18 protein-coding genes are annotated in these 11,861 nt (G+C 61.7%); 12 read left to right on the top strand and 6 right to left on the bottom strand.

Annotation, left to right across the window (positions count from 1 at the left end):
* Nucleotide 1: 1 nt before the first annotated feature.
* The 12 genes from ACZY0R_RS28560 to ACZY0R_RS28505 all read left to right on the top strand — a co-directional run bounded on the left by ACZY0R_RS28560 (nucleotide 2) and on the right by ACZY0R_RS28505 (nucleotide 7,211).
* The gene (locus tag ACZY0R_RS28560) at nucleotides 2-928 is read left to right on the top strand and encodes a hypothetical protein (RefSeq protein ID WP_488863131.1); all 927 of its coding nucleotides are present in this window, start codon (nucleotides 2-4) and stop codon (nucleotides 926-928) included.
* Nucleotides 928-1,824: a tail fiber domain-containing protein gene (locus ACZY0R_RS28555; protein WP_488863129.1), complete on the top strand. Its 897-nt coding sequence runs from the start codon at nucleotides 928-930 to the stop codon at nucleotides 1,822-1,824. The genes ACZY0R_RS28560 and ACZY0R_RS28555 overlap by 1 nt, the downstream gene beginning before the upstream one ends.
* Nucleotides 1,821-2,357, top strand: coding sequence for a hypothetical protein (locus ACZY0R_RS28550; RefSeq protein WP_488863127.1), 537 nt, complete (start codon nucleotides 1,821-1,823; stop codon nucleotides 2,355-2,357). Before ACZY0R_RS28555 ends, ACZY0R_RS28550 begins: the two co-directional genes overlap by 4 nt.
* Before the next feature lie 56 nt (nucleotides 2,358-2,413).
* Complete coding sequence (locus tag ACZY0R_RS28545; protein WP_488863125.1) at nucleotides 2,414-2,680, top strand: spike base protein, RCAP_Rcc01079 family; 267 nt, start codon at nucleotides 2,414-2,416, stop codon at nucleotides 2,678-2,680.
* Nucleotides 2,680-2,889 (top strand): SH2 domain-containing protein, encoded by a 210-nt coding sequence (locus ACZY0R_RS28540; RefSeq protein ID WP_488863123.1) that lies wholly within the window; start codon nucleotides 2,680-2,682, stop codon nucleotides 2,887-2,889. Before ACZY0R_RS28545 ends, ACZY0R_RS28540 begins: the two co-directional genes overlap by 1 nt.
* Nucleotides 2,889-4,100, top strand: a complete 1,212-nt coding sequence (locus ACZY0R_RS28535; RefSeq protein WP_488863121.1) for a phage head spike fiber domain-containing protein — start codon at nucleotides 2,889-2,891, stop codon at nucleotides 4,098-4,100. Before ACZY0R_RS28540 ends, ACZY0R_RS28535 begins: the two co-directional genes overlap by 1 nt.
* Nucleotides 4,097-4,357, top strand: coding sequence for a hypothetical protein (locus tag ACZY0R_RS28530; protein ID WP_428178910.1), 261 nt, complete (start codon nucleotides 4,097-4,099; stop codon nucleotides 4,355-4,357). Before ACZY0R_RS28535 ends, ACZY0R_RS28530 begins: the two co-directional genes overlap by 4 nt.
* On the top strand, nucleotides 4,354-4,704 hold the full coding sequence (locus ACZY0R_RS28525; protein WP_488863119.1) for a hypothetical protein: 351 nt from the start codon (nucleotides 4,354-4,356) through the stop codon (nucleotides 4,702-4,704). Before ACZY0R_RS28530 ends, ACZY0R_RS28525 begins: the two co-directional genes overlap by 4 nt.
* Before the next feature lie 82 nt (nucleotides 4,705-4,786).
* A complete protein-coding gene (locus ACZY0R_RS28520; RefSeq protein WP_488863117.1) occupies nucleotides 4,787-5,428 on the top strand; it encodes a glycoside hydrolase family 19 protein in 642 nt (213 codons plus the stop codon).
* 9 nt (nucleotides 5,429-5,437) lie between these two features.
* Complete coding sequence (locus ACZY0R_RS28515) at nucleotides 5,438-5,737, top strand: phage holin family protein (protein WP_488863115.1); 300 nt, start codon at nucleotides 5,438-5,440, stop codon at nucleotides 5,735-5,737.
* Nucleotides 5,718-6,278, top strand: coding sequence for a lysis system i-spanin subunit Rz (locus ACZY0R_RS28510; RefSeq protein ID WP_488863113.1), 561 nt, complete (start codon nucleotides 5,718-5,720; stop codon nucleotides 6,276-6,278). The genes ACZY0R_RS28515 and ACZY0R_RS28510 overlap by 20 nt, the downstream gene beginning before the upstream one ends.
* A 141-nt stretch (nucleotides 6,279-6,419) precedes the next feature.
* On the top strand, nucleotides 6,420-7,211 hold the full coding sequence (locus tag ACZY0R_RS28505) for a DNA adenine methylase (protein WP_488863111.1): 792 nt from the start codon (nucleotides 6,420-6,422) through the stop codon (nucleotides 7,209-7,211).
* 84 nt (nucleotides 7,212-7,295) lie between these two features.
* On the opposite strand, the gene ACZY0R_RS28500 is transcribed toward ACZY0R_RS28505, so the two are convergent.
* The 6 genes from ACZY0R_RS28500 to ACZY0R_RS28475 form a co-directional block, all read right to left on the bottom strand.
* Complete coding sequence (locus ACZY0R_RS28500; RefSeq protein WP_488863109.1) at nucleotides 7,296-7,586, bottom strand: hypothetical protein; 291 nt, start codon at nucleotides 7,584-7,586, stop codon at nucleotides 7,296-7,298.
* Complete coding sequence (locus ACZY0R_RS28495; RefSeq protein ID WP_488863107.1) at nucleotides 7,583-8,227, bottom strand: hypothetical protein; 645 nt, start codon at nucleotides 8,225-8,227, stop codon at nucleotides 7,583-7,585. The genes ACZY0R_RS28500 and ACZY0R_RS28495 overlap by 4 nt, the downstream gene beginning before the upstream one ends.
* Nucleotides 8,228-8,230: 3 nt before the next feature.
* Nucleotides 8,231-8,926 (bottom strand): hypothetical protein, encoded by a 696-nt coding sequence (locus tag ACZY0R_RS28490; RefSeq protein ID WP_488863105.1) that lies wholly within the window; start codon nucleotides 8,924-8,926, stop codon nucleotides 8,231-8,233.
* 622 nt (nucleotides 8,927-9,548) lie between these two features.
* Entirely contained in the window at nucleotides 9,549-10,208 is a 660-nt protein-coding gene (locus tag ACZY0R_RS28485; RefSeq protein ID WP_488863103.1) for an SOS response-associated peptidase, read from the bottom strand.
* Between the two features lie 10 nt (nucleotides 10,209-10,218).
* The gene (locus ACZY0R_RS28480; protein WP_488863101.1) at nucleotides 10,219-10,593 is read right to left on the bottom strand and encodes a hypothetical protein; all 375 of its coding nucleotides are present in this window, start codon (nucleotides 10,591-10,593) and stop codon (nucleotides 10,219-10,221) included.
* A 57-nt stretch (nucleotides 10,594-10,650) separates the two neighbouring features.
* Entirely contained in the window at nucleotides 10,651-11,739 is a 1,089-nt protein-coding gene (locus ACZY0R_RS28475; RefSeq protein ID WP_488863099.1) for a tyrosine-type recombinase/integrase, read from the bottom strand.
* Between the last annotated feature and the right edge of the window lie 122 nt (nucleotides 11,740-11,861).

Here is an 11,861-nt window from a genome sequence, read left to right as displayed (position 1 = left end):
GGTGGCGAACGTTCTCCTGGCGCATCCCAATATCACCGACACCGGCACGCTTAGCGGTGGCAATTGGCAGATATCGCGCGACAACCTCAAGGATCGCCAGCTCTCGCGCGTGGCCCGTACGGCGACGGCGAGCAAGGCCGACACGCAATTCACGCTGGATCTCGGCCGCAGTCGCCTGGTGTCGGTGGTGGCCGTCGTGCGCCATAACCTGTCCACCGCGGCAAAGTGGCGGGTGCGCGTGGCCAACAATCCGGGCTTCACCAGCACGGTCTACGACAACGCGGTCACGGTGCCGCCGGACGGCGGGCCCACCGTGCTGATGGACTTCGCCACGCAGACCTACCTGGCATGGGATCCGGACTGGCAGCTGGCTTGGCCGACGCTGTTCCCCACCAGCGTCCTGGAATGGGAGGATGACAACTTCTGGGCGGGCAGCATCACCGAGGAGGAGCGCAAGGAATATCCGTCTCTGTTGCTGGCGGTGCTGCCGAAACCGGTGGCTGGCCGTTACATCCGGGTGGAGGTCGACGACGAGACCAATCCGGATGGTTATGTCGAGTTCGGGCGCATGTTCGTGGGGAGTGCCTGGCAGCCGATCTACAACGCCAACTGGGGCGCCTCGATCGGCTGGGAGACCGATACCGGCATGCAGCGGGCCATGTCCGGTGCACCGTACTTCGATCGCAAGAACGGCCGGCGCGTCACGCGCTTCGAGCTGGGCTACCTGTCGAAGGATGAGGCGCTCGGCCGAATCTTCGAGATCCAGCGCAAGGCCGGCATCGATGGCGAGCTCCTGCTGGTTTGGGACAAGGACGATGCCATCAACCTGCTGCGTCAGTCCTACCTGGGGCGCCTTCGCCAGCTCAGCCCGATCGCGCGCGTCATGGTCGGCAATCACAGCAATGCTTTTGAAATCGAGGAACTCTAATGACGAGCGTGACTTTTACGCCGGACGTCGGCGGCGACAACATCACCATTGACGACAGCGACAGCGCCACCACCGGCCTCGGCAACGGTGGCCACCGCACGCGCTTCATGATCGCGCTGGCGCAGTTCATGAAGGTGGTGCTTTGGGTGAAAACCACTGCGGCGCTGGTGCTCGGCTACCGCGATGCGGCGGCCACCTCGGCCGGCCAGGCGCAGACCTATGCCGCGGCGGCGCAGTCAGCGGCCGGCGTGCCCGCCCTGGCCGGCAATGCGAGCAAGTTCCTGGCGGTCAATGCGGCGGCCAACGGCGTGGCCTGGGTGCAGTCGCTCCCGACCCTGACGATGAGCCATACGCAACCGCTAGTGCGCTACGTGGAAACCGACCAGGCCGGCGCGGTGGGCGTCTTCCAGACGCAGGTCGAGGGCGGTGCCTATGCCCTGCTGCGCAACACGGCGGCAGCGCGGGATTTCAGCACGAATGTCGCCGAGCACGTGGTCAACAGTGCGGGCCGGCACTTGTTCGGTGGGGGCGTCGACAACAATGCCGACAAGTTCCAGTTCCAGGGTGACCTGATGGTCACGGGCTACCTCAAAGGCTCTTTGAACGTGACCTGGACCTCGGATGCACGGGTAAAGCGTGACATCGTGACGATTGAGGATGCGCTTGGCCTGGTGGAGCAGATGCGCGGCGTGCGATATACCCGCAGCGACATGGACGACGGGCGTGTCCATGTTGGGGTGATCGCGCAAGAGCTGCGGGAGGTGCTGCCGGAGTCGGTCATTGAAGGCGCGGACGGCTTGTTGTCGGTCGACTACGGCACGCTGGGGCCGGTGTTGATCGAGGCGGTCAAGGCGCTGTCGCTGCGGGTGCGCCAGCTCGAAGGAGGGCGAGTATGACCTTGCCTTCTGTTCCGCCGCTCTCGCTCTCGGACGTGGCCACCGAACTGCGTGCCGGCGCCGGCATTGATATGGCCTATGAGGCCGTCAAGCGCCTCGCTGGCGTCTCGCGCCTTGCCACCTCGGTGTCGCTGTCGCAACTGCTGGGCAAGACGCGACCCTACTGGGGGGGTGTGGATGCGGGAGTCAACGGCGAGTACATCGGATACAGCAGCGCTTCCTTCACGGGGGCTTTGGTCCCGCAGATTGACCAATACTTCGGAAACGTGCAGATCCGGCAGCTGATGACGAGCACGTACAGTTTTGATTCAACGGTTCAGACGAACCTGGTCTTTGCCGTTGACCCCGGCTTCCGCAATGCCATCAAGGCCCGGTTGCTCGATAACAACTTCGTGCTGATCAGGGAGATCACCCTCACCTACTTCAGCGGTGGGTCAGTCTGGAGCAGCCCATCCCGCCCCATCGGATCCGACGTAGACGCCGTCCTATTCACAGGTGCGGGGAGCTACCAGCTCGACCTGATCAAGCTGTAGCGCGTCGCGCACCCATCTCGCCACCTTCGGGTGGCTTTTTCTTTTTGGAGGACTGCATGCCTGCAGAAGACAAGTACAGGAATCACCGTCAGGAACTCGACTCACCGTCGCGCGATTTTGCGGTCGTCACCAAAAGCGACACCGTCGATTTCGACGTGCTGCCGCGCGCGATCTACGTCGGGACCGGCGGCGACATCCAGGCTGTCCGCGAGGATGGTGTGGTGGTGCCTTTCCTGAATTACCCGAGTGGGCAGTATCTGCCCATCCGCTGCATCCGCATCAACGCGACCGGCACCACGGCCAGCAACTTTGTGAGGCTGTAATGCGGATCGGTATCGGTCTATCGATGGCGGCAAATGCTCCGCGGTATGACGCGGAGGACCTGCTCGCAGGCACGGTCTCGCTCAACTTCGTGGAATCCTACAGCGGGCCGACGGTGCGGCTCGATTTCGTCAACAGCGATTTTCGTGCATGGAACGATGACCCGTCGTGGCCCTACGGGTTCGTCGGCGTTTTCAAGGGAAAAACATAATGCTCGGGCAGAAAACACTTGATCAACTTCTGGTATTCACGCGCAACACCGCGCGTTGGCGGATGGGACCGGCGCAGCGTTTCGTTAGTGATGCGATTAACGTCCCCTCGCTGCAATTCAATGGCGTGACGACGAACCCTAACGGCGTTCTTTCGGAAATTGCTGCGACTAACGTGGCGTTTCCGAGCATGCCGCGCAATCCGGTGGGAGGCGAGGATACGTATTACAAGGTGGAGAATGTCAATCCGCTATTCGAGGGCGGCACGCAGCAACGACGCTTTATCAGTAAAGGTGCAGGCTCGCCGAATATGCCGCCGCAGAACGGATTTTCCTGGACCACTACGATCCGGCAATGTTGCTCACTGATTGTCGAGATTGATCCGGCAAGCGCGGCACAAGTCGGTAGCCTTTCGCTGACCATCTACAAAATCAATGCGCCTGCAGCCGTGGTCACATCCGGTTCGTTCTCGTTTGCAACCGGCACGTTCAACAAGACCGGCGCATCGGGGACTGCAACCGTAGGTTCTGCAAAGTTGATGGACGTAGGTCCTAACGGCGGTGCGGTGTACTTGCTTTGGGTGACGGATCTCAACGCGGCAGGCGATACGTATGGTTTTTATCCGTACCCCGTTGCGAACAATGCGGCAGGGCATTCGATCATCATCCATCACGCGCAACTGGAGGGTGGAAGTCTTCCGACCACGCCAATCGTCACGACAACGGCGCAAGGTACGCGCGGACAGGACTTGTTCCTGCAGCCGTCGCTCCAGAAGCTGGCATTCAACCCGAACGAGGGCACTGTCGTTGTCGGGTTCGTTCGTCCGCAGACCCCCTCGTCTACGCGATCCCTGCTCGAGTTCGGCGATGGCACGCTGTTGAATCGCTTTTTCTTGGGCATTGACGCTGGCGGGTCTGTGGTGTCTGTGTCGATTGCGAACAATGTCACCATCGCAAATATCGCGGATGTAACCGGGGTTGGGATTGGCGAGCGGGTAAAGGTTGCGCTTGCTTACAAGGTCGGGCAATACCGCATGTCGGTCAATGGGCGAGCTGTCAAGAGTGCAGCGCCGGCGGCTGTTCCGGTGTGTGACCGCTTCGGATTGGGCGGATTGAACTATGGTGGCAATCAATCATCGTGCGAGCTCACCGAGTTCGACTACATCCCGCAATTCAAGGACGACCCCACTCTAATCAGCCTATCCTCGCTATGACCGAACTCCACGATTACTATCTGCACGGTTCTGACGGCGCGGCTTTGCAAGAGCTGGCGCCGACCTATGACAGGGAGGGCGCAACGTTCGACTACATCGGCCAGATCCCGGCGACCTTCGACGCAGACGGCGTGCCGCTGACCTACCAGTCGGGCTACTTTGCCAACCTGCGGCTTACCCGGCAGCTGGAGCCCGGCGAGCTGTCGGAGTACACGATCGCGCCGCCTGAAACGCCGTATCGGGTGTGGGCCGCATGAAACTCTACCTGCGCCCCCTCTGCCTGGTGATCGTCACCGCGCGCCTCATCCCGGCCCGCTTCGATGGCTACACCGTGGGCCCGGTGGTCCTGGTGCGGCCCGGTACCAGCGCCGCGCTGCTGGCGCATGAGCAGACCCATGCGCGGCAGTTCTGGCGCTGGCTGGGTTTCAATGGTCTGCTGTACCAGGTTAGTCGCCGCTGGCGCTTGCGCCTCGAGCTGGAGGCCTACCGCGCGCAGCTGGCGGTGGCCGGATCGCCGGCGGCGCTGCAACTGTCGGCCTCACTGTCCAGCAAGTACGGCCTGGACATCACGCAGGAGGAGGCCTACCGCCTGCTCACGGTCTAGCACGCCAGCCGCACCACCACCAGCCACCCTGCGGGGTGGTTTTTTCTTGCCCGCCGCGTGCGGGCTTTTTCAATTCGAGGTCATGGATAAAACAACCTTTCAGAAGGCGGCCGGCATCAACGATGCGCTGGCCGATCGCTGGTGGCCGCACGTCGACGCCGCGCTGTTCGAGTTCGGCATCCTGCTCCCTCACCGGGTGGCGGCCTGGATTGCACAGGTCGGCCATGAATCGAAGGGCTTCTCCGCCTTGGCGGAGTCCTTCGATTACTCGGTGGGTGGGCTGATGGATACCTTCGATAAACGGCTCTCGCCGGCGCTGGCCAAGACCCTCGGCCGCCAGGCCGGCGAGCGCATGGTGCTGCTCGAGCGCCAGCAGCGCATCGCCAGCATCGTCTACGCCGGCCGCTACGGCAATGGCGATGCCAGCACCGGGGATGGCTGGCGGTACCGTGGCCGCGGTCTCAAGCAGATCACGTTCCACGACAACTACATGGCCTGCAGCCATGCCCTCGGCGTCGACCTGGTCAGGCAGCCCGAGCTGCTCGCCACCGACGACCGGCTGGCCGCGCGCTCGGCCGGGTGGTTCTGGTTCGCCAACGGCTGCAACCAGCTGGCCGACGCCGGCGACCAGCGCGCACTGACCAAGCGCATCAACGGCGGCTACAACGGGCTGGACGACCGCATGCAGCGCTACGTGCATGCCAAGCAGTGCATTCAAGGGTAAAGGAGCCCCATGCAAGAACCTGAGAAGAGTCTTTTTATGCTGGTGGTGGTCGGTGGCTTGATCGGTCTGGGCAAGCTGCTGGCCAGCGACGAAACGCTCACCGTGCGCCTGGTGTTCGGCCGGACGGTGATGGGCGCCGCGGCCTCGATGGTGGCCGGCATGGCGCTGATCCAGTTCCCTGGGCTCAACCCGGTGGCGCTGGTGGGGCTGGGCAGCGCTTTCGGCATCGTCGGCGCGCAGGCCCTGGAGAGCTATTTCAAGCGCAGGCTGCGCCAGAGCGAGGGCCGGCATGGCAACAAAGGCGCTTGAGTTTCTAGCCGCCTGGAAGAGCCGCCTGTTGGCGGCTTTTCTGATGGTGGCCGCCGGCGTGGCGCTGGGCGGCTCTGCCGCCTGGTGGCTGCAGGGCAATCGTTATGAGCGCCAGCTCGCCGAGCTGCGCGAGCAGATCGCCAGCGAGCGGGAGGCTGCCGCGCGAGCGGAGGTCGACCAGGTCACGAAGTACCGCGGGCTGGAGCGCGCGGCCGGAGAGGCGATCGCGGCCGTGGTGGCCCATGCCAAAGAGGAGAGAGATCGTGAAGACATCGCAAAAGCTACTGCTCGCGCTGAGTACCTGTCTGGGGCTCGCCGGCTGTCCCTCGCCGTCCGTTCCTGTCAGGCCGGCACCGGTGGCGCCACCGCAGATCCCGGCGCTGCCGGCGGAGCTGGTGAAGCGCGAGCCGAACTTGCTCCGGAGACTGCAGCAGCTCTCGACGGCATCGCCCGAGACGGCGACCGCGGCATCCGCGACGCCAACGCCTGTATCGACGCCTACAACGCCGTCCGCGACACGTTGAACCAGGCGCAGCAGTAAAGACAGGGCGGCCACTGTCGGTGTTGGAGCACCGGCGGTGGCCACCGAACACACTGAACTACCCAGTGAGCCCAGCCAAGGCCCTGCCACCTTCCTAGGAGGCGGGCAAATCATATCAAAATGTGAAAGGCTCACCACACAATGGCAACACCCATCATTCCCTGGCTCGGTGGCAAGCGCCGCCTGGCCGATACCCCGCTTTCCCGCTTCCCGGCCCATGAGTGCTATGTGGAGGTGTTCGCCGGCGGCGCCGCGCTGTTCTTCATGCGGCCGCCGGCAACGGTGGAAGTCATCAATGACGTCAACGGCGAGCTGGTCAATCTCTATCGCGTGGTGCAGCACCACCTGGAGGAGTTCGTGCGGCAATTCAAATGGGCGCTCACTAGCCGCACGGTGTTCCAGTGGCTCAAGGACACGCGGCCGGAGACATTGACCGACATTCAGCGCGCCGCGCGCTTCTACTACCTGCAGCAGGCCTGTTTCGGTGGAAAGGTGGCGGGGCAGACGTTTGGCACCGCCACCACTACGCCGCCGGGATTGAATCTGCTGCGGCTGGAGGAGAACCTGTCTGCGGCCCATCTGCGCCTGGCCAGCGCCTACATCGAGCAGCTGGACTGGGCAGCGTGCATCGCGCGCTACGACCGACCGCACACGCTGTTCTACCTGGATCCGCCCTATTGGGAAACCGAGGGCTATGGCGTCGACTTCCCGCTCGAGCAATACGAGCGCATGGCGGAGGTGATGCGCCGGCTCAAGGGCAAGGCGATTGTGAGCTTGAACGACCACCCGGAGATCCGGCGGATTTTTGGCGGCTTCCAGATGGAGTGGCTCGACATCAACTACCAAGTGGGCGGTGGCGACAAGCTGGCCGCGCGGCGGGAGGTGATCATCTACAGCTGGGATCGTGCAGCTGAGCCGGCCGGCTTGTTCTAGCCGCCGGACGGTCAAAATGGAGGGCCGGCGTAGCGCCGGCCGTGGGCGAACTACCGCCTTTGTATAGAAGGTAGCCGCCACATCTCACGGGAAGATGAGACCGCTACGCTGCACGCGAACGGCGTCTACCTCGGCAGCCTCGTCAAAGGTCATTAAAACTAGATGAAGCGGCAGAGCGAAGGCATCAGGATCGATGGCCCGTCGAAGTATGTCGGCCTGTTCGTCGCTTTTGCAGAGGATCATCAGGTCGATGTCTGCAGCATATGACTCGTTCCGGTCGACTGAGCCGAAAAGATGCCATTGAGTTCCTTCGGCCTCCGCCTCAAGCGATAGAGCAAGCTCACAAAGGCTAGTGATTACGCGTTGGCGGATCACTTGCCCAGCCGCTGCATTAGGCCGGCAAACGTCAGGGCCTGCGCCCCAATAGAATCAGCAGCACCCTCCGCCGCGCTTGTGATTGAGCCGTAGCTCGTTGACTTGACAACAACGTCAAAGTGACCAAATCGTGCTCTTGCATTGCGTACGTCTTCTGCGCTCATGTTGTACGCTTCGATAACCGCAACAGTGAGGCTTGCGCCGGTCGCTCGATCAACGCGGAAAACCGTCTCATAGATATAAGAGACGCTGCGAACGTTCGTGTGCTGTTGCATCGCGTCGATAAAAAAGTCCATGTTCTTGTCACGATAAGAACCGGCATCTTTTGTACTGGCAGCTCTAGAGACATCGCCGAACGTTCCGAATGCGGCTGATGCCGCATGGATGCAGTCGATGGCTGCACCACTCCACAAGGCACTAGTAGGAATGTTCACTACCAACTGCGGTCTGGTGGCGCCAGTAAAGAGAGGCTCCACGTCCGACGCTTTGATCAAATCCCGTACGCCTAGCACCGCAACCAAGAACGTGTAATCGCCCTTCGACCTGACTACCAAAAAACCCTCGGGAGTTCGATCGACAACCTCAAGTCCCTCGGTCACCCCCAGCTTATCGGCCACCCATTGGACCGCTTCTTTTCTCATTTATCAGCTCTCCAAAATCTTGGACAACTCCCCGGGAAAACGAGAAGCATCCTCCCGACTTCCTTCGATATGGAATGCCTCCAGGTCGTTAACATGTTGCCGGAACTGTTCCAACGTCGCCTTCTCACCACCGCTAAGCAGATGGCGGTTGGCGTCAAGGATCGCGAGCATTCGTCTACTGTTAGGGAGGATGCGCGTCAGCATTTTGCGCTTCCACTGCTCAGCAGCACCGCTCTCCGGGTTAGATGCTGCGGCGATGTGAGGACCGTACTGATTGAAGATCGCATGGTTCTCCGCCAAAAGTGGCTCCACTATTAGTCGGGCGCTGGCGCGATCACTGAACTTTACCGCGCCGAAGAGCCCTTGAAGCTTGTTTGCATGCTCGCGCTTCCAGTTCAGCATTGTTGTGTCCGGAAAGGCGTCTGGCGCCTTGTCTACCATCGTATGGCAGTTCGCGCAAAGCATAACCAAGTTCTCGAAGGCTCCGCGCTCCTCCTGACTGAGTTCCGGTTTTGACCGAGGTCCGCCATCGTTGGCCGGAAACACGTGGGCCATCTCGGCGATGTGAATGGACTTACCAGCTGCGTCGACGAACAGCTCGTTGGAACATCCTGGGTTTTGACAGTAGCCGGCCGATGCGGCAAAAAGGCGGCGCTGGGTGTGAGCATCAGGTGATGCGGCGCCTCTGGAGCAAGCCATCGTTGTGTCCTTTAATCACGCATTATCGCGATCTTATCGCTTTTTGGGTTGGCTTACCCGACTGACAATGGAGCTGATTTTCCGGGCGAGGGAAATGTCGCGAACCAGTTTCACACATGTCCCGTGCTCATCAATTAAGTCAGCCTAACTTCACCAATGCCTGCTCCTGGCCCGATTCTGGACCGATGGAACCCGGATTCGATCTTAGCTGGCCACTCTTTTTCAATCGGTGTGCATCGACCCTTATTGACCATCAGCCGGCAGCGGAATCAAGTACTACCGGGTTACGTGCACACGCAGTCGTACTGATTCGCTAGCGGCTTTGGCGATGCTGGGCCTGGTCGGCGCTCCATGCTTCCAGACATCCGGCGCTCACTACAACTCGCTCTGCATTGTACGGACTGCTCCTGAAAAGACTGTTGCTCACAGCCCCCGGTGAAGAGCAGAGTTGCAGCAAAAAGGCAATTGAACGCAACGGTTCGGATACCTCGCATCATCAGTTGTCCTTCGGGCCGATTTCATGGGGAGCTGCATACGTTCGCTCGCGCGCTGCATTGGAACCAATGGTCGCTCATAGATGAGGATTCAACTGGTCAATTGTCCGTCCTGCCTACATGGGATGCTACTCGGCAGCCTTTGCCCGCGTCGCGCGCGGCGCCGGCGCGGCATCCATAAGCTCGGGCGGGTAGGGCCGCATGAAGCTGCGCGCCCGCTCCGGATCCCGGCAGGTCAGCCAATCATCCCATTCCGCCCGCGGCACGATGACGATCATCCGCTTTTCCTTGCCTTGGGCATGGAAGCGATTCATCAGGGGGTGCTTGTCCGAGTTGATGGTCAACATTGTGAAGCTAAACACCTCGGCGCCGGCCTCGCCCGGCCACGCGCGCCAGAGCCCGGCGATAGCAAACTCCGGTTCGTCCTTCAGCCAGATCCGCCAGCGCACCGACTTGGGCCCGCTCTCGTAATTGGGTTCATAGAACGCGCTGGCCGGCACCAGGCAGAGCTGCCCCTTCTTCCATGGGCCAGAGAACGACCGCTTCTCGCCGACCGTCTCCGATCGCGCGTTGGTGGTGTCGAACTTGGCCACGCCGGACGGGATCCTTGTCTTGGGCACCATGCCGAACGTGCCTACCAGCGCCTGGCGCGCGCCATCGCCGTTGCCCACGATGATCGGCGCGGCATAGTCCGGCCAGGTCTCGGGTGGGTAGTGGAGCGGCGGCGGCTCGACGCCAAAGACGTCGCGCAGCAGCTGGCGCTGCACCGGGGCGTAGTTAGTGCACATGGGTGACCACCTATGGGCGTTCGCGAGCCACGATTGTGCCACCGCCGCGAGCCACGTCTAGTGCCGCAGCCCACACTGCTTCGGCCACGCCGCGCCAGCCGTAGTGCGTACCGGCCGCCAGCACCGCGGTGGATCGCCAGATCCGCTCAAACGCCTCCGGGTCGAAGTCCGCGCCAGTCAGAAGCATGGTTGCGGATGGGGTGCTCGCGAGCAGCACGCTCAATTCGTGGCGCGCCTCGCCCAGTTCAACCCCCTCCGGATCATCCCCTGCATCAAAGCGATCGAGCGCGGTAAGTAGCCGCTGCGCGACCTGGCGGACGGTTGGCTTCTGGCCTGTCGGTTCTTCGGGCATCTGGCACCCGGCGGCGGATTTCTTGTTGCCCATGGCAAGTGATTGATTACTGTATGGATATACAGTATAGCGCGGCCTCGTTGGTGCAAATCAGGAAGCCTCTGGCGGTTCCGGTGGCGCGATCACGTCGAGCCACTTCCACCCAACAAAGCGATCACCGGCATGACTTAGGTGGGTGTAGCGTTTCAGGCTTTGCCAGCTTCTGTGCCCGGTTACGGCCGCCACCCGCGGGATGCTCAGGCCCATCTCGAACAGCCGGCTAGCTCCCTCGTGCCGCATGTCGTGCAGATGCAGATCGTCAATCTCCAGAAACTTGGCAGCCCGGGTAAAGGCGGTGCTCACCGCATCGCTGCTGGCTGGGAAGATTCTCGCCTCGCGTTTTGGCTGGGCCTTGATGATTCGCATAGCCTCTAGCGGCAGGTCACACCAGACATCGTTGCCGAGCTTTTCGCCCGGGTGCTTCAGATCCCGCACCATGATGCGCCCACCTGGTTCGTCCAAGTCGGCCCACGTGATTCGGCACATCTCCTCCAGCCGACGCGTGGAGAAGATCGCAAATGCGGTGATTGCCTGCATAGGTGTGCTATCGACCCGCTTTGCGCGGATCTTGCCGAAGTGCTCCATGAGCAGATCTAACTCCGCCATCGTCGGCCTGCGGTTCCGCGCGATAGATCGGCTGGTCAGGCCAAGCTTCTTCGTTACCTTGCGGGCATCGTCCATCGCGGTCTGGTCCAGGGGGTATCCCCATGCCGGGCGCGCGATCGCGAAGATCGAAGCGAGGTGTGCCAGATAGTTGCCGACAGTTTGCGGTTGCACACCCAAGCCTTGCGCGAACCGGGTGAGGGCGGCGCTGTCGATCTTCGAGCACACCATCCCGCCCAGCGGTGCTTCCTTGATGGCGCGTAGCACTTGGGCCTTGGTTCGGCCTATTTCCTTGCGCGACTCCTTGATGTACTGGTCGATCACCTCGCTCAGCGTTGGGTCGGCCTGTTTCGCTGCGTCGAGGGCGCCAGGCTGTGCCAGTTCTTTCTCTCGCTTCGTGATCCATGCAGCGGCTGCCTGCCTCCGGTCGAAGGTCTTGGCCTCGTTGTAGACCACCTTCCCGCCTTGCTTCAGGCGGATCTGGGCGGTGTACCCTATACTCTTGTCCTTCCTTTCCCGCTGCGTTATCGTTCCCATGCTTCCTCGGTGCTACACGGAATTTTTCGGTGCTACATCGTAGCACTCGGTGCTAAAAATAGCAGGGGATGGGCCTAAACGGTCACTAACGATACGACGGACGAACTACCGTAGAACTCAGT

Source organism: Cupriavidus sp. F041, assembly GCF_057814235.1.
This window is presented reverse-complemented; position numbering and strand designations above follow the sequence as displayed.

Coding starts and splice junctions, on each gene's coding strand:
- ACZY0R_RS28495 (WP_488863107.1), bottom strand. CDS start 8,227: ATGAGAAAAGAAGCGGTCCAATGGGTGGCCGATAAGCTGGGGGTGACC.
- ACZY0R_RS28530 (WP_428178910.1), top strand. CDS start 4,097: ATGACCGAACTCCACGATTACTATCTGCACGGTTCTGACGGCGCGGCT.
- ACZY0R_RS28510 (WP_488863113.1), top strand. CDS start 5,718: ATGGCAACAAAGGCGCTTGAGTTTCTAGCCGCCTGGAAGAGCCGCCTG.
- ACZY0R_RS28535 (WP_488863121.1), top strand. CDS start 2,889: ATGCTCGGGCAGAAAACACTTGATCAACTTCTGGTATTCACGCGCAAC.
- ACZY0R_RS28540 (WP_488863123.1), top strand. CDS start 2,680: ATGCGGATCGGTATCGGTCTATCGATGGCGGCAAATGCTCCGCGGTAT.
- ACZY0R_RS28550 (WP_488863127.1), top strand. CDS start 1,821: ATGACCTTGCCTTCTGTTCCGCCGCTCTCGCTCTCGGACGTGGCCACC.
- ACZY0R_RS28505 (WP_488863111.1), top strand. CDS start 6,420: ATGGCAACACCCATCATTCCCTGGCTCGGTGGCAAGCGCCGCCTGGCC.
- ACZY0R_RS28545 (WP_488863125.1), top strand. CDS start 2,414: ATGCCTGCAGAAGACAAGTACAGGAATCACCGTCAGGAACTCGACTCA.
- ACZY0R_RS28485 (WP_488863103.1), bottom strand. CDS start 10,208: ATGTGCACTAACTACGCCCCGGTGCAGCGCCAGCTGCTGCGCGACGTC.
- ACZY0R_RS28480 (WP_488863101.1), bottom strand. CDS start 10,593: ATGGGCAACAAGAAATCCGCCGCCGGGTGCCAGATGCCCGAAGAACCG.
- ACZY0R_RS28475 (WP_488863099.1), bottom strand. CDS start 11,739: ATGGGAACGATAACGCAGCGGGAAAGGAAGGACAAGAGTATAGGGTAC.
- ACZY0R_RS28490 (WP_488863105.1), bottom strand. CDS start 8,926: ATGGCTTGCTCCAGAGGCGCCGCATCACCTGATGCTCACACCCAGCGC.
- ACZY0R_RS28525 (WP_488863119.1), top strand. CDS start 4,354: ATGAAACTCTACCTGCGCCCCCTCTGCCTGGTGATCGTCACCGCGCGC.
- ACZY0R_RS28515 (WP_488863115.1), top strand. CDS start 5,438: ATGCAAGAACCTGAGAAGAGTCTTTTTATGCTGGTGGTGGTCGGTGGC.
- ACZY0R_RS28520 (WP_488863117.1), top strand. CDS start 4,787: ATGGATAAAACAACCTTTCAGAAGGCGGCCGGCATCAACGATGCGCTG.
- ACZY0R_RS28555 (WP_488863129.1), top strand. CDS start 928: ATGACGAGCGTGACTTTTACGCCGGACGTCGGCGGCGACAACATCACC.